This is a genomic window from Citreicoccus inhibens, from assembly GCF_019039035.1.
Classification (GTDB): Bacteria; Myxococcota; Myxococcia; order Myxococcales; family Myxococcaceae; genus Citreicoccus; species Citreicoccus inhibens.
The window spans coordinates 128,582-152,817 of the sequence record NZ_JAHNZT010000001.1 but is presented as its reverse complement, the minus strand read 5'-3'; the positions used below and the strand labels follow the sequence as shown (position 1 = coordinate 152,817).

Below are 24,236 nucleotides of genomic sequence, written 5' to 3'. Positions count from 1 at the left end.
GGACTCGAGGCGCTCATGTCCTGGCGCGGACGGGGGAATGTCCAGAGGAGGGGATTGTCGTGAGATTCCGAGGTTGACGGGCGTGCGCTCGACCCCTCTGATTCGCGCGCCCCTTGCACTGGAGCCGCCGTGGCAGGACAGCCTCGTGAGCTGACCGAAGAGAACTTCGAAACCGTCACCCAAGGTCCTGGGTTGTGCGTCGTCGACTTCTGGGCGGATTGGTGCGCGCCCTGCAAGGCGTTCGCCCCCATCTTCGAGGCGGCGGCCCAGCGCTTCCCGCACGTCACCTTCGGCAAGGTCGACACCGAGGCCCAGGAAGACCTCGCCGGTCAGTTCGACATCCAGGCGATTCCCACGCTGATGGCGTTCAAGGACGGCGTCGAGGTGCATCGCGCCTCGGGGGCGCTGTCCGCCACCGCGCTGGAGGCGCTGCTCGCGAAGTTGGAGTCGCTGGACGTGAGCGTGCAGAAGCAGCGCGCGGCCTATCGCAGGCTCACCGAGGAGGGCACGCCGCCCCCCGGCGTTCCGCCCGAGGCGACCTGGGACGATGACGAGGCGGAGTGGTCCTTCGGGCCCACGGACGAGGACGGCGAGCTCCACGGCCCGTGGCGCTACTGGCGGGCGGACGGCACGCTCTGCAACGAGTGCATCATGGAGCACGGTGCGCCGCATGGTCCGTTCCGGCGCTTCCATGAGAACGGCGACGTGTCTCAGGAGGGCGCCTTCCACAAGGGCGCGTTGCAGGGGCCGCGGACCTGGTACGCCTCGGACGCGTACACCACCGAGAAGATGCACGAGGGCGGAGTCCACGAGAAGGTCCGCAAGACGGTGATGGTGTACGAGCACGGCCGCGTCACGCAGGTGCTCCACTATGACCGCGCCGGTGCCCGCGTGATTCCTGTCACCGGCGAGCCGTACCCCACGCGCCCGCCTCACCTGCCCGAGGCCGCCGAACTGCGCGAGGACATGAACCAGTGGGCGCTCGTCACGCTCAACGCGGACGGTGAGCGCCACGGGCTCTGTCGCTTCTGGGACCGCGAGGGCCAGCTCATCTGGGAGGCCGAGTACGAGGACGGCGCGCGGCACGGCCGGTACTCGTCGCGGGCCGAGGATGAGTACGCGGATCCGCGCGTATGCTTCGACGAGGGCCCGGTGGCGCGCGATCATGTCTTCGGGACGTGGTCGCTCCTGGATGCGCAGCGGAAGGTCGTGCTCACCCGGGACCTGGGTGACGCGCAGGACGACGACACCCTGGCCGAGTCGACGGTCTTCTCCAATCGGGTCCAGGACGCGGCGAGCTGGCGCGCGTTCGCGAGGCAGGCGCTGTCGGAGCGTCGCCACCGCGAGGCGGTGTTGGCCCAGGCTCGGGCCAGCGCGATGGACCAGGACGTTCGCGAGCTGAAGGCGTGGTTGGAGGAGCACACCCTGCCGCGCACGCCGCGCAGCGCCCTCGAGACCGCGGAGTCCGTGGTCGAGAACGCGGGGCAAGCCTGGGCGCCCATGGCCGATGGGCTCCTGCGTGGTGGAGATCCCGCGACGGTGCTTCGTGGCTACGCGGTGTTTCTGGATCAGCAGGACCGGCCTCGCGCGGCGCTGGACTATGTGCACGCGGCGATGCTCCTGGCGCCCGAGCGCGCGGGCTACCTGTTCACGCGGGGCCTCATCCTGGCGAACCTGGGGATGGCGGAGCAGATGCAGCGGGACGCCGTGCTGCTCGCGGACGCGGAGCCGAAGTCGTCGGAGTTCCTGGCCACCTATGGTCGAGCGCTCTTCCCGGGCTTCACGTTCACCGCGGGGCAGGAGCCGCCCCACTGCACCTATGACGGGCTGCCAGAAGGACCGGCGCAGGACCTGGAGTCCGTGCAGTCCATCATCCGCACCTATGCGACGCGTCTCATGGGGTTGCGCACCGAGATGCTTCGCCGGTTCAAGTCCGGGGCGCGGGTGTCGTGGCTGCCGCCTGATGTGTCCGCGTTGATTCCGGATGGGCCCTCCGAGCTGGTCTCCTCGGAGGTCGAGCTGGGCAATGGCGAATCCGTCGAAGTGGACGAGACCTTGCCGCTGGCTCGGCTGGGGCTGCCGGACCTGGCGCGGCATGCCACGGCGGACTGGAGCGCGCTGACGTGGCTGTTGTGGGCTTGCGGCGAGACGACGGTGCGGATGCCGGCCGCGCTGCGGCCACCCCAGGACTTCGGGCAGGCGGCGGGACAGGCGGCGCAGCGACTGTGGTTGTGCAGGGATCAGCGCATCACGGGAGGGGCGAGCGCTCGGAAGGCGGGCCTGCCGACGTTCACGTTCGTGGGCGTCGCGCTCTCGGAGCTGCCCTCGAACCTGGTGGGCATGGCCGAGCAGCTCTATGCGGAGACGCAGGCGATGTTCTATTGGCTTACCAACGCGGACAACGTGTCTCCATGGCAGAACGACCTGAGGGGCAGCTAGTCATGAACCGGATTCGCCAGACCATTGAGATCGCGGAGCCCCTGTGGCGGGCGCTGGAGTCGATGAGTCGCGACCTGGGAGTGGAGCCCAACGCCCTGGTGGCGCAGGCCCTCTTCCAGCTCGCGCGCCAGAATGGCTATGTGGCGCCGACCGTCGTGGCGCTCTCGGGCCAGGAGTCCGCGCCCGTGCCAGCCACGCGTGCGCCGGTGACGGTCGTTCCCGCGGTGGGCGTTGTGGCCGTGACGCCTGCGCCCCTGGTGGCGGTGTCGGGAGCGGACCTGGGGAGCAGGGCTGAGGCGGGAGCTGCCCTCGTGGAGCCCGCGAGTGAGGCGAGCGAAGCCGTCGCGGCGAAGGGGACCTCCGAGCCAGCGCCCGGCGCGCCCCAAGGCACCGAGTCCCCGAAGCCCGAGCCCTTGTCCGCGGATGCCGTCGCGCGGGTTGTGGACCGGGTGCGTGAGGTGATCGCGGACGTTGATGCCACCGCGGAGCCGGCCGCAGATAACTCCGTGGGCGCAGCCGCCGAGGCCGCGGGCGATGACTCGGATGATGCTTCCGACGAGGACTCGGGCGGCGACGCGGATGCGTCCGACGAGGGCGCCGAGGATTCGGACGCGTCTGACGATGACTCGGATGAGGCGTCCGACGACGACGCGGACGGCGACTCGGATGCGGCGTCCGACGAGGATGCGGGCAACGAGGATGCGGACGCTGCCTCGGTGAAGGCCGGCGGCGCCAGGGCCTCGCGTGTGGATGCGAGCGGAGCGGAAGCGGACTCGGGTGCCGCCGATGTGGACGGCGGCGAAGAAGACGCCGGTTCGTCGGAGGACGACGCCCCCTTGGATGAAGAGGAAGAGGACTCCACGGGCGAGGTGGATCTCGTCGCCGAGCTGGGCCTGGATGACGGCTCGGAGTCGCCGACGGACGCGCGAGACAGTTCGCGAGCGGTCGCCGCGAGCGCGGCTCGAGCGCGGCCTGAATCGTCGAAGTCGGGAGCGGCTAAGGCTCCGGCCCGTCGGACCTCGGACACGGCCCCGCGCGTGCCGCGCGAGGATGCGACGAACATCGTCACCGCTCCCAGCGCGGTGGAGGTCTTCGTGCGGCTGGCGACCGGAGAGCCCGTCGAGGTGAGCACGGGGCGCTTCACCATCGGACGCGGGCCGCAGTGTGGCCTCGTCGTGAAGTCCGAGCGTGTCTCCCGCGAGCACGCGGCCATTACGCGTGATGGCGACGACGTGTTCATCGAGGACCTCAACTCCTCGAATGGCACCTGGTACAAGAGCCTGCGCATCAAACGACAGAAGATCGTGGACGGTGACACGTTCATGCTCGGCAGCGAGGCGGTGGTGTTCTCGTTGCGGCCGAGAGAGGACTGAGAGCGCATCCCGGCCGCTCGGTCCGCGAGCGGCCGGTGTCCTCGGCACGTCAGGGAGAAGCGGCTCCGCGAATTGAAGCCTGAGGGCGGTCAAGTAGGCTGCGTCCGCATGCGGCGTCTCCGGGGCCTATTGGGATGAGCGACAAAGAGCCGAGCGTTCGAGAGCGCATCCTGGTCGCGGCCATCACCTGCATCGAGCGCGACGGCCTGGATGCGACGGGCATCCGGGAGATTGCCCGCGAGGCACAGGTGAACAGCGCGGCGATCAACTACTACTTCCAGGGCAAGGAGAAGCTCATCGCCCTGGCGCTCGAGCAGACGCTGGCTCAGGCGTTCGGGAACGTCCTCGCGGATTTCGACCAGCTGCGCGCCAAGGGGTTGGGCATTCGCGCCGCGTTCGAGGCCCTGCTCGACGAGTTGATGATGCACTGGACGGCGTATCCGCGCATCGCGCACGCGCACTTCCGCGAGGCGCTGGTGCATCAGCGCTACGACGGCGCCGTCATCCAGCGCGTGAACGCGTTCCTCGCGCAGATGGCGCCCCGGCTGGCGCCGGCCACACCGCATCTGTCGGAGCTGGAGCTGCGTCTGGCCCTGTCGCAGCTCTGGTCGTCCATGTACTTGCTCGCGATGATGCCGCGCGTCTTCGACCCCTTCGTCGCGCTCGACTTCCGCTCGGACAAGGTCCGCCGGGCCTGGGTGAAGCAAGCCCTGCGCGGCCTGTTCCCCTCCTGAGCGCCCCATCGTCGGTGCCCCCACGAGCTTCCCTGACAGAGAAGCGGGCTGCTCACGAGGGGATGCTCGGGGTCCTGTAGGTGTCCGGCGCCGCACGGGAGGAGCGTGCTGTCGGGAGGGCACCTCTGCTCGCGGGGTGAGCAGGCTGCGGCGCGGCGGACAGTACGCCGCTTGCAGTGGGGGCCCACAAGGGCGGTGTGCAGTGTCGATCTACGCCATGGGCCGCCCGGGAGAACCGTATGCGTGCAGTCTGGTCCTGGTGCGGGGTGGGTGCGCTCTTCCTCTCGGCATGCTCCAGTTCCTTGCAGACGGAGGATGAGGGGAGTCCCCCACCGGACGGCCTGGAGGACCCGACGCCCTCGACTCCCACAGGAGGGGGGACGGGCACGGAGCTGCCTCCTTCGGATCCACCACCGGAGGAGCCGAACGACAACGGCCCCGAGCCCACCACCGAGGAGCCTCCGCCGGAGGCGCACCCGGTGACGCCCGAGTGGCCCGACCTCCAGACGCAGATCGAGACCTACGAGCTGCGCTTCGACAAGGCGACGTGGGCGCTCATCAGCAGCCCCGAGCATGGTCACGAGTACGGCCCGGGACACTTCATCGCGCGCGGCGTGGACTACGCGGTGGGCCTGCGCCTGCGCGGGGAGTTCGCGCGCGAGCACCCCAAGCTGAGCTGGAAGGTGAAGCTGCCCGACGGCGCCAAGCTCGACGGCGCCAAGAAGTTCAACTTCATGGCCGAGTGGCTGGACGCGGGCAACCTCTCGGATGTCTTCAGCTACGAGTTGATGACCGCCGGCGGTGCTCAGGCCCCCCGCGCGCGCTACGTCATGCTCACCGTCAACGGCAAGCTGGAGGGGCTCTTCACGCAGGTGGAGCAGGTGGACAAGGCCTTCTTGCGCAGCCGCCACATCGACGAGGACGCGAACATCTACCGCTGCGGCGCGCGGGACTGCGAGCTGACGCTCGCGCCCATCGCGGCCTATCAGGACCCGTGGTCGAAGGAGACGAACGAGGACCAGCCCTGGGATGACCTGCACGCGTTCCTCGACCAGCTGGCCCATACCCCGGAGCACGAGTTCGAGGACTTCGCGCGCGACCACCTCGACCTGGATGCCTACCTGCACTACCTCGCGGTGGGCATCGTCATCGGCATCCACGGCATCGACGACTCGGGCAGCTTCCTCATCCATGACCGCGTGAAGGACCGGTGGACGTATGCGCCCTGGGACCTGAACAACAGCGTCCTCGTGTACTGGCGCACCTCGCGAGTGGGCGCCTCGCCGGAGACGACGCGCGTCATCCCCGCCTATACCGCGTATGACTCGCGGACCATCCGGACCTACGAGCACAAGCTGGACAAGTACGGCGGAGCGCACTTCCCCTTCAGCGTGCTCAACCAGCGCATCTGGGACCGTCCCGTGTTCCGCAACAAGGTGCTCGACTACGTGGAGCAGCTGATGGACACCGTGTTCTCTGAGGAGTCGGCCTCGCGGCGCATCGATGCCCAGTACGCGCTCGTGAAGGATCAGCTCGCGCGCGACCCCTACGTCGCGCGGCCCCAGGCGGCCTATTCGCCCGAGTACCTGAAGAAGTACGTGGCTGGGCGGCGCACCTATCTCACCAAGAACCTGCCGTTGGAGCGCCACCGAGGCGAGGGCGGCGTGGTCATCAACTCGTTCGGCGCGCTGCCGCTCGCGCCGGTGGGAGCCAACGGTGAGGTGGAGGGCTACGTGGAGCTGTACAACCGCGAGTCCACGCCCGCTCCGGTGAGCGGCCTCATCATGACCGACGTCATCCGTGACCAGTACAAGTACAAGCTGCCGGCCAATCTGGTGGTGCCGCCCAATGGCATGCTGCGGCTCATCGCGGATGGAAAGTCGGGCACCAACCACCTGCCGTTCAAGCTGTCCACGAAGGGCGGCGAGCTGGCCCTGTTCGACGGCAAGTCCATGACGGGAGTGATTGACCTCACCTACTACGCGCCGCTGTCGCCCGGGAAGTCATACGGCCGCAGCCCCGACGGCGCCGAGACGTGGAGCTGGAAGTAGCGCGTGGCCTCAGGGTGGCTCGGGGCTCGTCACGGATGCTCCCGCCGCCTCGACCACGACGGACTGGCTCGCCGCCGTGCGCGACTGCGGCCACCACCGCACCGCGCGGACCACGCTGCCCAGCTCATCCGTCCACGTGAAGTCCGGCGGACCGCGCAGGGACATGCGCCGCACGCTGGAGGTGCTCTGCTGGAACGCGAGCCCCGAGGTGAAGTCCGCGTCCGGGCTCAACACCATCCACCGACTGCTCGGCGCGTCGCTCGTGGACTCGTTGAAGACATGCGTGGCGTGCAGGCCGAACGCGCGCGCGTGCGCGAGCGTCACGGGGACGAGGTCCAGGTATTGGTTGCTGATGTGCAGCGCCATCACGCCATGCGGCGCGAGGTGGCGCAGGTACAGCGCCATGGCCTCCTCGGTCAGCAGATGGATGGGGATGGCATCCGAGCTGAACACATCGAGCGCCAGCACATCGAAGGACTGGGGCTCGCCGCGCTCCAGCTCCTGCTCCAGCGAGATGCGCGCGTCTCCCTCCACCACCTCCACCTTCGCGGGGGTGTCGCTCAGGTAGTGGAAGAAGCCGTGCTCGCCCTTCGCGAGCGCGATGATGACTGGATTGATTTCATAGAAGCGCAGCCGATCCGCTGATGACATCAAGGCTGCGCTGGTGCCCACGCCCAGCCCGAGCACGCCCACCCGCAAGCCCGGGGAGAGTCTCTGCGCCTCGTGCCGCCTCCGCAGCTCGGCGATGGCCAGACCCAGCCCCGTCTCGCGCGTGTAATAGGCGGTGGGCTCGCGGCGCTTGTCCGCCTGGATGAACTGCCAGCCATGGGCGATGGCGCCGTGGCGCAGCGTGTAGCGGTGCGCGTCTGGCTGTCCTTGGCCCTGCTCCAGCACCTGCACCACGCCGAAGAAGTTGCGCGTGGACAGGCTCATCCTGCGGTACTCGCCCATCCCGATGAGCGTCAGGTTGAGCGGCAGCAGCACCAGCAGCGCGCCGCCCACCACGCGCCAGGCCCGAGCGGGCCGAGACTCGGCGGAGGGCTGACGCATCCGCCCGCCCAGCGCCACCGCGCAGCAGGCCGCCAGTGACAGCGGGTACTCCCAGTAGGCGTGGAAGAACGCGGGCGCCCACAGGCTGACGAACAGGCTGCCCAGCACTCCGCCCAGCGACACCCAGAGGTAGAAGGCGCCCAGGTGCCGAGGCGCGGGACGCAGTCGATATAGCTCGCCATGACACACCATGGCGCCCGCGAAGAGGGTGCCCGCGTAGCACAGGATGCGCGGCAGCAGCCCGAAGCCCGGTCCCGAGGTCTGCGCCACCGCCATCATCGCCACGCCGACGATGAGCAGCGCCGCGTAGACGCCCCGCGCGTAGAAGCCCTCACGCGCGAAGGCGAGGATGAAGGTGAGCAGATAGACCGCGAGCGGCAGGACCCACAGCACCGGTCCGGCCGCCACGTCCTGCGACAGCTGATTCGTGGTGGCCAGCAGCAACACCGACGCGAGGGCGCTCAACCCCAGCCACCCGAGCGTCCTCACCACCCCAGGGCGAGGCGTGTCGGAGCCGGGCGCTGTCGCCACGCTGGGGTCGAGGGGGGATTCCTGGCGCCGCGCCATGTCCAACGCGCAGGCCGCGCAGGCGAGGGTGAAGGCCACGAAGCCCGCGCTCCAGCCCCACGTCTGGGTGCCTCGCGCCACCCAGGGCTCGACGAACAGCGGATAGCCGAGCAGCGCGAGCAGCGAGCCCGCATTGGACAGCGCATAGAGGCCGTAGGGGGAGCGCCCGGGGTGGGCTCTCGCGAACCAGGATTGCAGCAGGGGGCCCGTGGTGCTCAGCACGAAGAAGGGAGGCCCCAGCGTGACGGCCAGCATCGCCACCAGGCGCAGCACGGGCACTCCATCCGGCTGGGGCCGCCACTCCGGGCCTGGCGCCAGCGGCGAGCCGGTGACGAGCGCCCGGGCCACCAGTCCCGCCACCGCCAGGGCCAGCACGCCCAGGTGGAGCTTCGCCTGGGCGCGCGAGGGCAGTCGGGAGGAGACCGCGTGGGCGTAGGCGTAGCCCGCCAGCAGCGCGACCTGGAAGAAGAGCATGCAGGCGGTCCACACACTCGACGTGCCGCCGTACCAGGGGAGCGCATATCGCCCCGCCAGCGGCTGCACACCAAAGAGGAGGAAGGCGCTGGCGAAGATGGCGAGGGCGTATCGGAGCATGGGGCGCTCCCTGCTCTTCCCGCCCGGACACTGTCGGTGTCAACCCCCCGCCCGGGCGAGGGGCGGGCGACTCACGCCCAGGCGCGGGCGTTGGGGACCACCACGGCGATGCAGTCGCCGAGCCCCACCAGCGTCTGTCGGTGCAGCACATCGGCCGGGACGACGTTCCCGTAGACGTCCGGCAGGTCTCGCGTGGCGCACGCCTCCGCGACGATGGTGACGCGGTAGCCCAGGTCGAACGCGGCGTGCGCCGTGGCGGCCACGCAGTTGTGCGTCATCGCCCCGATGAGGATGAGCTCCTTGCGCCCCGTGGCCTGGAGGCGCGCGTGGAGGTCCGTCTTCGCGAACGAGTCCGGCAGGGTCTTGATGATCGTGGTCTCACCCGGCAGCGCCGCGAGCTCGGGCAGCTCCTTCGAGTGTGGGTGGTCCGGGTTGAAGATGGGCGCGCCCGGCGGCGAGTGGTGGACGACGTGGAACACCGGCGCGCCGTGCTTCCGCGCCAGCGCGAGCACCGCCATCGACTCCTTCGTCGCCGTGTCGATGCCGGGCAGCTTCAAGGCGCCCTCGCGGTACTCGCCCTGCATGTCGATGATGATGAGCGCGGCGGACGCGAGCGGGGAGGGGAGGGTGGACAGTCCGGCCAGTTGGGTCAGGGTCGCAGGGGCGTTCATGGGGGCTCCGGGGTGAGAGACGGGCACATCTCTACGCAGTCGCCGCGCGTGCAGGAATGCCTATACTCGCACCGTCCCCGTGCAGAAATTCACAGGCCATGTCCGCGAAGCGTGAACCCGCCGAGGAACTCGTCTGGGACGACCTCCGAGTCTTCACCCAGATCGCCCTCCACGGAAGTCAGTCCGCGGCGGGGCGCGCGCTCGGCCTGGACCACGCGACGGTGGGCCGCCGGGTGCGCCGGTTGGAGCGGGCCCTGGGGCGTGAGCTCGTCGTGCCGCAGTCCTCTGGCTTCACGCTCACCCCGGATGGCGAGGCGGTGCTCGCACGCGCGCGCGCGATGGAGGAGCAGGCGCTGTCCGTCAGCCGCTTCGCCGCGGGCGCATCGTCGCTCACCGGCACGGTGCGACTGACGACCGTGGCGCTCTTCGCGGAGCGCTATCTGGCCCCCAAGCTCGCCAGCTTCCAGGCGGCGCACCCGGGCATCGTGCTGGAGGTCTTCGCCGACGATCGCAACCTGAGCCTGGCGCGGCGCGAGGCGGACATCGCGCTGCGGCTCGCGCGGCCCCAGCACGGCGAGTCGCTCGTGGCGCGGCGGCTGGCGGTGATTGGCCATGGCCTCTACGCCTCGGAGAGTTACCTGGAGCAGTTCGGGGACGCGCCCCTGGAGGCGCGGCGCTTCATCGGGCTCACCGCGACCCATCGCGGACTGCCCGAGGTCCAGTGGTTGGAGACGTTCTTGCGCCAGGGTGGGCGCATCGTCCACCGGGTGAATCAGCACGGGGGCTTGCTGGGCGCGGCGCGGGCGGGCATCGGGCTGGCGGTGATGCCGCACTATCTGGCGCGCGCCTATCCGGAGCTGCGCTCCGTGCCCTTTTCCTCGGAGGGCCCGTTGGTGCGCGAGCTGTGGCTGCTGATGCACCAGGACATGCAGGCGGTGCCTCGCGTGCGCAGCCTCGTGGATCATCTGGTCCTGCACGCCACGCGCGACGCGGCGCTGCTCCTGGGCTGAGTCAGCTTCTGGCGAGCCCGCGGCGGGGAAGGTCTGGAGTCGTGCCCGCTCGGGAATCCGTCCTCCCGCGGGGTGCGTGTGCAGACGCCCTCGGCAGCGCGAAGACGGTCATACGTCGTTCGGAGAGAGGGGCTCCATGGGTGGGAAGACGCGCTGCTCGGGGGCGGAGGCGAAGCTTTGGAGCAGGAACTCGAAGGTGCGAGCCCAGCCCCGCACGAGCGAGGCGTCCAGGATGTCTCGGTCATGGATGAGCTCGCCTCGGAGCGGCCCGTCGGGTTGCTCCTCCAAGGCCAGGGTGAGGTCGTGGAGCGTCGTGTCGGGTTCCAAGGGGAGCGGGGCGCCGCGCAGCGCGTACAGCGTGGGGCGGGGTGTGGCGCCCTTGAAGACGAGCATCGCCTGGGGTTCACGCACGCCCAGGTCCTCGAGCGAGACGTCCGGGTGGGCATACGCGTCCAGCGCCGCGCGGCGCGCTTGTCCGAGCAGGTCCAGGAAGCTGGGGTTGTTCTCGGGCCGCAGGCGCAGCGCGAGGGTGTTGACGAACGTGCCAATCAGGGGCGCGAAGTCCGGGTGCCCACGGTGCACCGAGGGCGTGCCGATGAGCACGTCCCGCTGGCGACCCACGCGCGCGAGGAGCACGTAGTACGTGGTCAACAGCACCATGAAGAGCGTGGCTCCGGCGCGCTGGCCCACCTCGCGCAATCGCTCGACCAGCTCGGCCTCGACGTGCACTTCCACGGAGGCGGCCCGATAGGTCGGGTGCTCGGGCCGGGGCTGTGCGCCGGGCAGGGGCAGCTCTCCTGGCGCGTGCTCCAGCTGTCGCCGCCAGTATTCGAGCTGACGGGAGAGTCCCTCGCCCTGGAGTTGTTGGCGCTGCCAGCGCGCGAAGTCTCCGTACTGGAGGCGCAGCGGACGCAGCGGCGAGGTGCGGCCTTCCACGAAGGCGGCGTAGAGGCTGGAGAGGTCGTGGACGAGCAGGCCGCGCGAGGTGCCGTCCACCACCGCGTGGTGCATCAGCATGAGCATCACATGGCTTCGCGCGCTCAGCCGCAGCAGGACGGCGCGGAACAGCGTGCCGTGCGCCAGGTCGACGCGGCGGCGGCGCTCCGAGTGGAGGTGGCGCTGCAGGGCGAGCTGCTGGGATTCGCCGGTCAGGTGGCTCAGGTCCAGCAGGGACAAGCGGGAGGGGCCCGGGGGGGCGATGCGCTGCACGCACTGTCCTTCGTGCTCGGCCAGGTTCGTCCGGAGGATTTCGTGGCGCTCCATGAGCGCCGTCACGGCTCGGGCGAGCACGTCGAGATCCAACGGGCCCTCCAGGCGCATGGCGAAGGCTGCCATGTGCGCGGGCCCCCGCTGCGGTTCGCGCTGCTCCGTGAGCCACAGCCGCTCCTGCGCGAGCGACAGCGGCGGTGCCCCCTCGCGTGGCGGAACCTCCAGGTGGGGCACCTCCGCCCCCGCCTGCGACTCTGGCTGTTGGAGCAGCTCCAGCAGGCGGAGCTTGTGCGTCATGAGCGCGAGGCGGAGGGTGGCGTCGACCGCGCCTTGCTTCGCGCGTACGCGCAGGTGGCCGGCCTCCGCCCACAGTTGGACGTGGCGCTCGGCGAGGCGGGAGAGAAGTTGGTCCAGGTTCATAGCGTCAACTCGGTGATGCCCTCGGCGGATGTCTCCGCGAGAGGCTCGGTGGGGGCGAGCTGGTGGAGGGCGAGCCGCTGGTGTGCGAGTCCGGCCAGCTCGCGCAGGCTCGCTCCGCCGATGAACTTCTCGAGGGGTACATCCACCCCCAGCTCATGAAGCACGTGGTTCTTCAGCTCGATGGCCATCAGCGAATCCAGGCCCAGCTCGCCGAGGGGCCGCTCCGGTGCGAGCCGCGCCGGGTTCTTCACGCGCAGGACCTTGGACAGGCGCTGGCGCAGGTAGTCGACGAGCAGGCGCTGGGCCTCGGCCGTGGGCGCGCGCGCGAGCTGTTCCAACAGCGCTACATCTCGGGTGGACGTGTGGGGCGCGCCCGCGCTCTCGGGGGCCACCAGCGCGGACAAGAGGCGCGGCACGGCGCCCTTCACCTCGAAGCCGCCGCGCGCGATGGGCATGACGGCCACCTGGATGGCGGCGCTCGCGGAGAGGAGCGAGGTCAGCACCTCCAGGCCCTGCGCGGGGCGGATAGGGTTCATCCATCGCTCAGCCAGTCGCTCCTGCACGCGGGCGCCCGCCGCCGCGCCCACCTGGGACCAGGCGCCCCAGTTGATGGTGAGGGCCGGGAGACCGCGCGCGCGGCGGTAGTGGGCCAGCGCGTCTTGAAAGGTGTTGGCCGCCGAGTGGTTGGCCTGACCGCTGTTGCCCAGCAGCGAGGCGATGGACGAGTACAGGACGAAGAAGTCCAGCGGGTGCGCGAGCGTCAGCCGGTGCAGGTTCCACGAGCCCAGCACCTTCGCGGCGAAGACCTTCTGGAATCGGGCATGGGTCTGCTGCGCGAGGATGCCGTCATCGAGCGCCCCGGCCGAGTGGATGACGCCGCGCAGGGGCGGCAGGCCAGCCAACCCGGTGGCGAGTGCTCGGGCGAGCGCGTCCTCGTTCGACACATCCGCGCGCGCCACCACCACGCGCACGTGCGCGGACTCCAGCTCGCGCAGGTGCGCTGTCGCCTCGGGCGTGGGAGCCCCCCGGCCGAGCAGCAGCAGGTTCCGCGCGCCGCGCTCCACGAGCAACCGAGCCGTGAGCAGGCCCAGGCCGTTGAGGCCACCCGTGACGAGGTACGTGGCATCCGCGCGACACTGGAAGGGAGAGGAGGGCTCCAGCCGCGCATGGTGCACCACGCGCGGGACGCGGCGCACGCCGTCGCGGAACGCGACCTGTTCATCCGAGCGCTCCGAGAGGAGCTCCGTGACGAGTCCTTCCAGGTCGTCGCGTGATGGATCCAGGTCGATGACCGTCCCCCCGAGCTGGGGATGCTCCATGGCGATGCCGCGTCCCAGCCCGTGCAGCGGGGACTGTGCGACGCCGGGGGCTCCGTCCCCCGTGACCGCCAGCGCGCCGCGCGTGACGAAGCTGAGCGCCGGGGAGAGGTTCGCGGCCAGCAGCGCCTGAAGCAGCTCCAGTGCGCCGCCACAGCCGTTGCGGTACGCGGACTCCAGGTCCAAGCCCGCGGCGTCGCCGGGCGCGGGCGAGTCGAGGCTGGTGAGGTGCACGACGTGCGTGGGCGAGCGAGCGTCCGCGAGCAGCCGCGCGCAGTCCGCCGCCGTGAGGCCCGCGCCGGGCACGCGGGTGCAGCGCTCGCCGAGCGCCTCCAGTCGCTCCGCCAGCGCGGCGCCCGTCCCGCGTCGATCCGCCACGATGAGCCAGTGGCGGCCTGGGTCCCGGGTCGATGCCTCGGGCAGGCGGGCGAGCAGGACGGCCGCCTGGAGGCTGGCCTCGTGCTCCTCTTTCGCCAGCGCCGCGCACTCGGTGAAGCCCGCTTCGCACAAGAGCGTCTTCCAACGCGCGCTGGAGATGAGCGGGTGGCTGGGGCGCACGTCCGTGTCGCTGAAGCGCCACCAGCCCGACGTGAGCCCGAAGGTGAGGTCCACCCAGCGCCGTGTCCGCGTGGCCTCGACCAACACGAGCATGCCGGTGGGGGCGAGCAGTCGGCGCGCGTGCCGGAGCGTGTCGCGCAAGCTGGCGGTGGCGTGCAGGACGTTGGCCGCGACGATGACGTCAAAGCCACCCGGCTCGAAGCCCTGGGCCACCGGGTCCTTCTCGATGTCGAGCGCGCGGTACGTCACGAAGCCGTGCGCCTGGAACTCGCGCGCGGCGCGCTGGAGGAAGAGCGGTGAGATGTCCGTGAAGACGTACTCGGTGCGCTCCGGTGGCAGCTCGCGCAGCAGCAGCGCGGTGGTGCCGCCCGTGCCCGCCCCAATCTCCAGCACGCGCAAGGTGCGCTCGGGAGGGAGGCGGGACACGGCATGCGCCAGCGCCGCGCGGGCCTGGGCGTTCAGCTCCTGGGGTCCAGGCGAGTCACGGTAGAGGCGCGCCGCCACGTCTGTGTCGCCACGCGGAAAGAGCAGCTCCAGGGGCTCTCTCCGGCCGAGCAGCGCATCCGCCAGCCCCTCGCCACAGCGGCCGAGCAACGCGTGCTCCGAGTCGTGCGCCGGGTGGCGTTCGCCCAGCCGCTGCCAGTCCTCGGGCAGCGCAGGGCGCTCGGGGGGCCGCGCGATGGCGAACCCGTGCCCTTCGGTGCGGAGCAGGCCGTCCTCGACGAGCATCTCCAGCAGCCGGTGCCACAGCCGCAGGTGCGCGGGGATGATCCCCAGCTCGGCGGCGAGCCCCTCCGCGGTGAACGCGGGGCGCGGCTCGAAGTGGAAGCCCAGCTTGCCGAGCGCCTGGACGACGTAGGGAACGCACAGCGCTTCGAGTTCCTCCAGGAACCGGCCGTAGGCCGCGAGGTCCTCTCGGTGAGACAGGCCGTCGAGCTGGGGCACGACCGCGTCGCGCAGCGCCTCGGGGGAGGGCAGCCACGCGGGGGCGACACGCGGCCCTCGTGGGACGGCGGGACGCCACTCCAGCGCATAGAGCCACTCGTCCAGGCGCGTGTCGCTCGGACCGAGCAGCGCTTCGGGACGGACCTGCCGGAAGCGCAGCCGCTCCACCTCCGCGAGCAGCCTCCCGTCACGGTTGAACAGCCGCAGCGCCGCCACGGCGTCCAGGCCCTCCTGATGGCGCTGGAGGCTCGCCCACACTTCGCGCTCCAGCGGCGCGTGCAGACGGAGCCCCTCGATGCTCGCGGGCAGGTAGGGCACGTCCTTGCGCCGAGGGAAGGTGGCGCCCAGGGCCTGGAAGCACGCATCGAGCAGCACGGGGTGCAGCGCGTAAGGCTCCAGCGCGAGGTCGTCTGGCAGGGTGATGCGCGCGAGCGCCTCGCCTTCGCACCCAGACAGGGCTCGGAGTGCTTGGAACGAGGGGCCGTAGACGAGGCCACCTTCCGCCAGATGCGCGTAGTAGTCGGACGGGTCGATGGCGCTCGTCGGGCGTTGGCGGAGCGAGTCCAGCGATGCTCCCAGCGTGGACGTGACGGCCTCGCCATTGAAGCGCCCCGTGGCCACGCGTTCCCAGGTGAGCGTGCCGTCGGGCTGCTCGCGGCGCAGGAAGATGCGCAGGGCGTGGACCGCGGGGGACTCCTCGGCCCACGTTGTCTGGAGGACCGCGACGCCCTGCTCCGGAAGGACGACGGGGCGCTCGAAGTCGAGCTGTCGCAGGTGGAGGGGAACCTCATTCCCGGGCCTGCTGAAGCGCGCGGCCGCGAGCGCCCACTCCACCAGGGCCGCGGCTGGCAGGAGCACCGTCCCGGAGACGCGGTGGTGCTCCAGGAAGGCGGGGGACTTCATGCTCAGCGCGGACTCGAAGCGCGCTTCAGGGGCATCGGCCAGCTCGACGCGTCGGCCCAGCAGCGGATGCAGTCCGCTGGGCGCGGGTGGCGTGGGTTCGCTGGGGGCTTGGGGCGTGGTCGCGACCCAATACCGCTCGCGCTCGAAGGGCGTGGTGGGCAGGCGCACGCGACGGTGAGAGGCGCGGCCCTCCACCTCGACCCAGTCCACGGGGACGCCGCGGGTGTAGAGGGTGGCGAGGCTCTCCACCATGCGGCGTCGCTCGCCCAACCCCGAGCCCAGGCTGGGGAGCCATTCGCGCGCCTCGCCGTCGTCCGGGACACAGCGCTGCGCGAGGCCGAGCAGCACATTGGACGGCCCCACCTCCACGAAGTCTCGCACGCCCAGCCCGTGCAGCGCCTCCACCGCGCGCGCGAAGTGGATGGGCTGGAGCAGGTGCCGGCACCAATACGACGGCTCGGACAGCTCGCCATCCGCCATGAGGCCGGTCAGGTCCGAGAGGATGCGCACGCGTGGCGGCGCGAAGCGCGTCCGGGTGACGTGCGCTCGGAAGGGCTCCACCATGGGGTGCAGCAGGGGCGAGTGGAAGGCATTCGACACCGGGAGCCGCCGGGCCATCACCCCTTCGCGGGCCAGCAGCTCCTCCATCTCGCTGACGGCATCGCGAGCGCCCGAGATGACCGTGCTCTGCGGACCGTTGATGGCCGCGATGGCGAGCCGGTCGCGATACGGGGCCAAGGCCGCGGCGACACGCGAGGCCGGAGCCCGCAGCGCGCTCATGGCGCCGTCCGAGGACAGCTCCTGCATCAACCGGCCGCGCACCGCGACGAGCGGCAGGACGTCCTCCACGCGGAAGATGCCCGCCACGCAGGCCGCGGCGTACTGCCCCAGGCTGTGCCCCACCACCACCGAGGGGCGCACGCCCCAGGCCCTCCACAGCTCCGCGAGGGACACCTCCAGCGCGACGAGGGCCGGCTGCGCGAAGCGGGCCTCGTCCAGTGGCGAGGCCGCGGCATCCGCCGCGAACAAGACCTCCAACAGCGGGCGAGGCAGGTGCGGCGCGAGGATGGCGGCGCAGCGGTCCAGGGCGGTGCGGAACGCGGGCTCGCGCTCATACAGCTCCCGTCCCAGGCCCGCGTGCCGAGTCCCCTGTCCGCTGAAGAGGAACGCGACCTGGGGCGCGCGCGCGCTGGGCTCGCCGGAGGCGATGAGGCCCGGGGCGGGCGCTCCCGCGGCGAAGGCCCGCAGCTGTGAGCGCAGCTCTTCGCCCGACGCGCAGACCGCGGCCAGCCGATACGGCATGGGCGAGCGCCCGGTGCTGGCGGAGTGGCAGACGTCCGACGTGTCCACCTCGGGGTTGCGCGTGAGGTGTGCGCCATAGCTCGCCGCCAGGGTGGTGAGCGCGGTGGGCGTCTTCGCGGACAGCACCAGCACCTGCTCGCGCCGGCCCTCCGTCACCGAGGGGGGACGCACGACGGGCGGCGCGGACTCCAGCACCACATGCGCATTGGTGCCGCTGTAGCCGAACGCGCTCACGCCCGCGAACCTGCGCGTGCCGCCGGGCCAGGGGCGTTGCGCGGTGACGACGGAGACGGGCAGCTCGCTCCAGCGAATCTCCGGGTTGGGGCGCTCGAAGTGGAGGTTGCGCGGTACCTCACCGTGGCGCAGGCCGAGCGCGGCCTTCATGAGCCCGGCCATGCCCGCGGCGATCTCCGTGTGCCCGATGTTCGTCTTCACCGAGCCGATGAGCAGCGGGGACTCTCGGTGTCTTGCGTCGCTGAACACGCGGCCGAGCGCCTCGACCTCGATGGGGTCGCCCAGCGCCGTGCCCGTGCCGTGCGCCTCCACGTAATCGACCTGGGACGCCGAGACACCGCCATTGCGGAGCGCGGCGCGGATGACCTTCTCCTGCGCGGCGCCGTTGGGCACCAGGAGCCCGCTGCTGTGGCCGTCGTGGTTCACCGCCGAGCCGCGCAGGATGGCGATGACGTCGTCGCCGTCCGCCAGCGCGTCCGACAGGCGCTTGAGCACCACCACGCCGCAGCCTTCGCCGCGCACGAAGCCATCCGCCCGCGCGTCAAAGGTCTTGCAGCGGCCCTCCGCGGAGAGCATCCGCATCTGGCACTCCACGATGGTGCTCATGGGCGACAGGATGAGGTTGATGCCCGCGGCCAGGGCCACGTCGCACTCGCCGCCGCGCAGGCTCTGACACGCCAGATGGACCGCCACGAGCGACGAGGAGCACGCGGTGTCCACCACCAGCGCGGGGCCCTCCAACGCGAGCAGGTGCGCGATGCGCCCCGCCGCCACGCTCAAGCCCGTGCCCGAGCCCGTGTGCGTGTCCACCGCCGCCGAGGTGTGGACCAGGTACGTGTAGTCGCGGTGCATGATGCCCACGAACACGCCCGTGGCCGTGCCGCGCAGGCGCGAGGGCGCGAGGCCCGCGTGCTCCAGCGCCTCCCAGCTCACCTCCAGCAAGATGCGCTGCTGGGGGTCCATCACCACCGCTTCACGCGGAGAGATGCCGAAGAACAAGGGGTCGAAGCGATCCACCCCGCTCACGAACGCACCGTGGCGCGTGTACATCTTCCCGGGCGTGCCGGGGACGGGGGAGTAGTACGCGTCCAGGCTCCAGCGCTCCGAGGGGACCTCGGTGACGGCGTCGCGGCCCGAGCGCAGCAGCTCCCAGTACGCCTCGGGGCTGTCCACGCCGCCGGGGAAGCGGCAGCCCATGCCGACGAGCGCGATGGGCTCGGCGGTGAGCAGCCCCATTCGATTGCGCACCTGCTTCGCCGCGTAGGCGAGCTGGGTGGCGCTCATCTCGGTGAAGTCGTTCGTGCTCACCGGGCACCTCGGGGGCCGCCGGCCTCGGGGCCGCGGCCGGCGGTGAGGGCGTCCGTCACATCGGCTTCGGACATCTGCCTGACCTCCATCAAGAACGAGTCCAGCTCGGCATCGGGGGCGGGTGCCTCGCGCGGCGGAGTGAGCGTCTCGACCGGGGCCAGCTCGCGTGCCAGGTGGTCCGCGAGGGCTCCGATGCTCGGGTGGTCGAAGACGACGCTCGCGGGGAAGGCGCGGCCCAGTGAGGCCTGGAGCGCGTTGCGCAGCTCGGTGGCCATGAGCGAGTCCATCCCGGCCTCGAACAGTCCCTGCTCCGGGTCCAGCGGCTTGCTGGGATCCAACCCCAGCACTCGCGTGACGAGCGCGCCGAGGTGCGCGTGCAGCAGGCGCGGTCGGTCCGCCACGGGCGCGGCGGCGTAGCGGTGGCGGAAGTCGCCGCCTCCGGGGGGGCCGCGCGTCGCCTCGCCAGCGACCTCGGAGAAGAAGGGCGTGGCCGTCAGGCGTCCCAGCGCGGGCCAGTTCACGGCCACGAGGCCCACTTGGGGCCGGAGCTGTCCCAGCAGTTGCTCGAACGCGGCGAGCCCCTGCTCGGGAGACAGGGGCGTGACACCGAGTCGGCGCGCGCGCTCCAGCCCGTGCCCGGTCGCGGCGAGGCCCACCTCCGACCAGGGGCCCCAATTGATGGCCAGCGCCGGAAGACCGAGCGCATGGCGATGATGCGCCAGCGCATCGAGGAAGGCGTTGGCGGCCACATAGCCGGATTGGCCCGAGTGCCCGAGCAGCGAGGCCACCGAGGAGAATAGGACGAAGAAGTCGAGCGGCTGAGCCAGCGTGAGCCGGTGCAGGTGCCAGGCGCCCAGGGCCTTGGGGCCCAGCACCCGGCCGAAGCGCTCCAGGTCCTGCTGGAGCAGCATCCCGTCCTCCAGCACCGCCGCGGCGTGGATGACCCCGCGCAGGGGCGGCATGGTGCGCGCCAGGCTGGCCAGCGCCGCCGCGGCATCGGATTCCACGCCGAGGTCCACCTGGAGCGTGACGACGTGCGCGCCCATGGCCTCCAACTCGCGGAGCACCGCGCCTGCTTCCGCGGTGGGCGGCCGTCGGCCCAGCAGCGCCACGTGCCGCGCGCCTCGCTCCACCAGCCGCCGCGCCACCTTCAAGCCCAGGCCGCCGAGTCCACCGGCCACGAGGTACGTGGCCTCGGCCGGGAGGCTCAACCTCGGCGCGCCTTCGGACGCCTCGGGCGCACGCCTCAGCCGAGGCACGAGCCGTTGCCCTCCGCGCAGGCAGACCTCGTCCTCATCGCCGCGCTGCCGCAGCTCGGCGACGAGCTGCGTGGCCGCGTCTTCGCGTGGCGCGGAGTCGAGGTCCACGCGCAGACATCTCAGCTCCGGGTGCTCCTGGGCGATGGCCTTGCCCAGGCCCGCCACGCACGCCAGCTCCGGCCGCGTGGCCCCGTGGGGGGCTTGCGCGCCGCGTGTGACGAGCACCCAGCGGGGCGCGGTGCCTGTCTCGGAGGCGGCGTGGACCAGGTGGAGCACGCCGCCGAGCAGCGTGCGCCACGCGGACATCAGCGTGTCCGGGCCCACGTCCCGGGTCGCGGGGACGTCCAGCGCCGTCAGGTGCAGCAGCCCCGTGATGGGACCGGCCTCGCTCAACATGCGCCGTGCGCTCGCGAGCGAGTCCAGCGCCAGCTCGATCGTGTCGGACCCGGATGGACGGGGGAGCGCATGGAGGCAGGTGGCGCCGGTGGCTCGCAGCGCGTCACATACCTGCCGGCCCAGGCCCGCCGCGTCGCCCAGCACGAGCCAGCGCTCCGGACTCGTGGGCGCCTCCACCGCACGGGAGGGCAGGGGCACGGGCCGCCACGCCGTCTCGTAGAACCAGCTCCGAGGGACTCGGTCCGAGCTGCCCAGCAGCGCCTCGCGTGGCGCCTGCTGGAACTCCAGCCGCTCCAACTCGGCCAGCACGCGTCCATCGGGTGACAGCAAGGTGAAGTGCGCGGTGTGGACGCGCTCGCCCAGCGCGGGCCCGCCGTCGAGCCGTGCATGCACGAGCACCTCGGTGCCCAAGCGCTCGTGGACGCGCAGCCTCCCGAGCCCCACGGGCAGGTAGAGGCTGCCCGGCGGCCCCTCGGGGAAGATGGCGCCGAGCACCTGGAAGCAGGCGTCGAGCAGCACGGGGTGCAGCACGTAGGCGGACGCGTCAGCGCCCAGTGACTCCGGCAGGGCGAGGTGCCCGAAGGACTCCTGGTGACCGCGGCCGAAGCGCGTGACGGCGCGACAGGTGGGCCCGTACTCGATGCCGTGCTCGGCGATGCGCTGGTAGAAGTCCGGGACGGAGACGTTCTCGGCGCAGCGCCTCGCGAGGGTCAGCGGATCCTCGTGGCGCGAGGCCGTCCCGGTGCTCGTCGCCACGAGCCGCCCCGAGGCATGCAGCGTGAATCCGCCCGGGGCGAGGCTGTGCACCTCGAACGACGCGGGCTGTGTTCCCTCGGCGGGCGTGACGAGCGTCTGCACGGTGCGCGGCTCGCGGTCCTCGTCCAGCCGCAAGGGGGTGTGGAAGCGGACGTCCTCCAGGCACAGCGCGCCGTCGCCGAGCACTTCACGACCGGCCGCCGCGCCCAGCTCGAGGTACGTGGCGCCCGGGACGATGAGCGCGTCATGGACCCGGTGCGCGGCGAGGTACGTGAAGGCCTCGGTGCTCAGCGCGCCCTCGAACTGGTGCACCTTCGCGGCGGAGACGAGGCGGCGGCCGAGCAGCGGATGCCGCGTCGGAGTGCCCTCGCCCTGCGCGGGCCGCAATCGCATCCAGTGACGCTTTCGCTGGAACGGGTAGTTCGGCAGCGGCACGTGCGAGTGCCTCCCCCGTGAGTTGAGACTCGCCAGCTCCACGGGCGCGCCGCGCACCCACAGCTCGGAGAGGCTCGCGCGCGTCTGCTCCAGGTCCGAGCGCCCCGGCCGCAAGCTCGGCAGCCACTGCACCCGCTCATCGCTCACGCACGATTGGCCCAGGCCGAGCAGGACGGGCGCGGGGCCCAGCTCCAGGAGGATGTCCACGCCCTTGGCGAAGGCGGCACGCATCCCCGCGGCGAAGCGCACGGTCTCCCGCGCGTGACGACGCCAGTAGCTGGCGGTGGTCAGCTCCTCGCGTGCGAGCATCCCCGTGACGGTCGAGACGAAGGGCAGCTCGGGCACGCGCGGGCGCAGCAGGGCCACCTCGCGTTCGAGGTCGTCCAGCATGGGCTCCATCAAGGGCGAGTGGAACGCGTGCGAGACCTTCAGCGGTCGGCACTCGATGCCCTCTCGCTGGAGGGACTCCGCCAGGGCTCGCAGGGGCTCGCTTGCTCCAGCGAGGACTCCGTCGGTGGGGCCGTTCACGGCGGCGACGGAGACCTCGCGCGAGAACGGAGCCACGGCGCGCGCCAACAGCTCTTCGCTGGCGCGCACGGCGAGCATGCCGCCGCGTTGCGGCAGGGCCTGCATGAGGCGGCCTCGGAGGGCCGCGAGCCTCAGCGTGTCCTCCAAGGACAGGACACCGGCCACGTGCGCCGCGGCCAGCTCGCCCACGCTGTGACCCAGCACCATCGTGGGCTCTACGCCCCAGTGCCGCCACAGCTCCGCCAGGGCCACGCCCACCGCGACGAGCGCGGGCTGCGTCAAGGCGGTCTCGTCGAGCCGCCCCGCGTGCGTGTCCTCCGCGTGGAGGACGGACAGGAGGGAGTGCTCCAGGTGCGGGCGCAGGAGCGTGTCGCAGCGGTCGAGCACTTCGCGGAAGCGCGGCTCGTGGGCGTACAGCTCGCGCGCCATGCCGGCGTGCTGCGAACCCTGACCCGTGAAGAGGAAGGCCACGCGGGGCCGCCGTCCCGCCGTCACCTGCCCGGACGCCACCCCTGGGGCGGGTTGTCCCGCCGCGAAGGCCAGCAGCCGCTCCGGTATGGACTCGGGAGACGACGCGGTGAGCGCGAGCCGATGGGAGAGCTGCGCGCGACCGGTGGCGGCCGTGAAGCAGACATCCGCGAGCGGGACGTCCTGGCCCGCGCCCGTCAGCCACGCGGCATGGCGTCGAGCCAGCTCGCGCAGCGCCTCATCGCCGCGCGCCGAGAGCGTCAGCACCGCGGGGCCAGGAGCCGCCTCGCGAGCGGGAAGGTCCGGAGCGGGCGCAGGCGCCTCCTCGAGAATGACGTGCGCGTTGACGCCTGAGAGGCCGAAGCTGCTGACCCCCGCGAGACGGCGGCGCGCACCCCGGGGCCAAGGCGTGCGGCGCGTCACCACCGCGACCCGGCTTGCGTCCCAAGCGATGCGCGGGTTGGGCGTGCGCAGGTGCAGGTGCGCGGGCAGTTCCTCGTGTTGGAGCGCGAGCACCAGCTTCATGACCCCCGCGACGCCCGCGGCGGCCTCCAGGTGTCCGATGTTCGTCTTCACCGAGCCGATGAGCAGCGGTGCCTGGGCGGGCCGGTCGCCGCCGAACACCGCGTCGATGGCCCGCACCTCGATGGGGTCCCCGAGCGGCGTGCCGGTGCCGTGCGCCTCCAGGTAGTCCAGGTCGCGAGGTGACACCCTGGCGGACGCCAGCGCCTGTCGGAGCAGCTTCTCTTGCGCGGGCCCGTTGGGAACCGTGATGCCGCCGCTCTGCCCGTCGTGATTGACGGCGGAGCCGCGCACGAGCGCCAGCACCGGGTCGCCTGCGCGCAGTGCATCCGAGAGGCGCTTGAGCACGAGCATCCCGCAGCCTTCGCCTCGCCCGAACCCATCCGCCGCCGCGTCGAACGTCTTCGAGCGACCGTCCGGCGCGGTGGCCCGCATCTTCGACAGGACGATGCTCGTGTCCGGGAACACCATCAGGCTGACGCCACCGGACAAGGCCAGGTCGCACTCGCGCGCGCGCAGCGCCTGACACGCCAGATGCGTGGTGGCGAGCGAGGACGAGCACGCGGTCGCGACCACCATGCTCGGCCCCTGGAGCCCGAGGACATAGGACAGTCGCCCCGCCGCGAAGCTCATGTCGTTGCCGGTGCCCATGTACGGCAGGTCAGCCGGCTCCACACGTTGGAAGGGGATGCGGCCGTAGTCTCCGGTGATGACGCCCACGTAGACGCCCGTGGCGCTGCCCCCCAGTCGGTCCGCCGCGATGCCCGCGTTCTCCAGCGCTTCCCAGGCCGTCTCCAGCAAGAGCCGCTGCTGCGGGTCCAACATGGCCGCCTCGCGAGGGGACAGGTTGAAGAACGGCGCGTCGAACTGGTCGATGCGCTGCTCCACGAAGCAGCCGTGCCGCGTGGCCATCTTCCAGAACGCGTCGGGGTTCTCGTCGTAGTAGGCGTCCGCGTCCCAGCGCTCCGGAGGCACCTGCCGCGTGGCGCACTGCCCCTCGCGCAGCACGCGCCAGTAGCGGGTGGGGCAGTGGGCGCCACCAGGATAGCGGCACGCCATGCCGATGATGGCGATGGGCTCCTCCTGCGCGGCCTGGAGCGCGTCCAAGCGGGTGCGCAGGTCGCGCACGGCGATGGCGGCCTGCTGGAGCGGAGTGGGAGCTTCACGGGGGGGCGTGGGAAGCGTCAT

Annotated in this window: 10 protein-coding genes; 5 read left to right on the top strand and 5 right to left on the bottom strand. The window is 71.5% G+C overall.

The genetic code is table 11. The annotated features are described in order from the left end of the window. Nucleotides 1-129: 129 nt before the first annotated feature. The 4 genes from trxA to KRR26_RS00590 all read left to right on the top strand — a co-directional run bounded on the left by trxA (nt 130) and on the right by KRR26_RS00590 (nt 6,597). Complete coding sequence (trxA, locus tag KRR26_RS00605; RefSeq protein ID WP_217078872.1) at nt 130-2,439, top strand: thioredoxin; 2,310 nt, start codon at nt 130-132, stop codon at nt 2,437-2,439. A 2-nt stretch (nt 2,440-2,441) separates the two neighbouring features. After that, nucleotides 2,442-3,812 carry an FHA domain-containing protein gene (locus tag KRR26_RS00600; protein ID WP_217078871.1) on the top strand — a complete coding sequence of 457 codons (1,371 nt, stop codon included), beginning with the start codon at nt 2,442-2,444 and terminating at the stop codon, nt 3,810-3,812. Nucleotides 3,813-3,946: 134 nt separating this feature from the next. Beyond that, nucleotides 3,947-4,546, top strand: coding sequence for a TetR/AcrR family transcriptional regulator (locus KRR26_RS00595; protein ID WP_120205371.1), 600 nt, complete (start codon nt 3,947-3,949; stop codon nt 4,544-4,546). Nucleotides 4,547-4,785: 239 nt separating this feature from the next. Beyond that, complete coding sequence (locus KRR26_RS00590; protein ID WP_217078870.1) at nt 4,786-6,597, top strand: CotH kinase family protein; 1,812 nt, start codon at nt 4,786-4,788, stop codon at nt 6,595-6,597. 9 nt (nt 6,598-6,606) lie between these two features. Here the strand turns inward: KRR26_RS00590 and KRR26_RS00585 are convergent, their stop codons facing one another. Both KRR26_RS00585 and KRR26_RS00580 read right to left on the bottom strand, forming a co-directional pair. Continuing rightward, nucleotides 6,607-8,808 (bottom strand): spermidine synthase, encoded by a 2,202-nt coding sequence (locus KRR26_RS00585; RefSeq protein ID WP_217078869.1) that lies wholly within the window; start codon nt 8,806-8,808, stop codon nt 6,607-6,609. 71 nt (nt 8,809-8,879) lie between these two features. Further along, the gene (locus KRR26_RS00580; protein WP_217078868.1) at nt 8,880-9,479 is read right to left on the bottom strand and encodes a cysteine hydrolase family protein; all 600 of its coding nucleotides are present in this window, start codon (nt 9,477-9,479) and stop codon (nt 8,880-8,882) included. A 98-nt stretch (nt 9,480-9,577) separates the two neighbouring features. On the opposite strand from KRR26_RS00580, the gene KRR26_RS00575 reads away from it, so the two are divergent. Further along, on the top strand, nt 9,578-10,489 hold the full coding sequence (locus KRR26_RS00575) for a LysR family transcriptional regulator (protein ID WP_120205376.1): 912 nt from the start codon (nt 9,578-9,580) through the stop codon (nt 10,487-10,489). A 108-nt stretch (nt 10,490-10,597) separates the two neighbouring features. Here KRR26_RS00575 and KRR26_RS00570 read toward each other — a convergent pair whose 3' ends face one another. From KRR26_RS00570 to KRR26_RS00560, 3 genes are read right to left on the bottom strand one after another with little or no spacing between them, the layout of a single operon-like run. Then, nucleotides 10,598-12,118: a condensation domain-containing protein gene (locus KRR26_RS00570; RefSeq protein ID WP_120205378.1), complete on the bottom strand. Its 1,521-nt coding sequence runs from the start codon at nt 12,116-12,118 to the stop codon at nt 10,598-10,600. Further along, on the bottom strand, nt 12,115-18,684 hold the full coding sequence (locus KRR26_RS00565; RefSeq protein ID WP_217078867.1) for a type I polyketide synthase: 6,570 nt from the start codon (nt 18,682-18,684) through the stop codon (nt 12,115-12,117). The genes KRR26_RS00570 and KRR26_RS00565 overlap by 4 nt, the downstream gene beginning before the upstream one ends. Continuing rightward, nucleotides 18,681-24,236 (bottom strand): type I polyketide synthase, encoded by a 5,556-nt coding sequence (locus KRR26_RS00560; RefSeq protein ID WP_217078866.1) that lies wholly within the window; start codon nt 24,234-24,236, stop codon nt 18,681-18,683. Before KRR26_RS00560 ends, KRR26_RS00565 begins: the two co-directional genes overlap by 4 nt.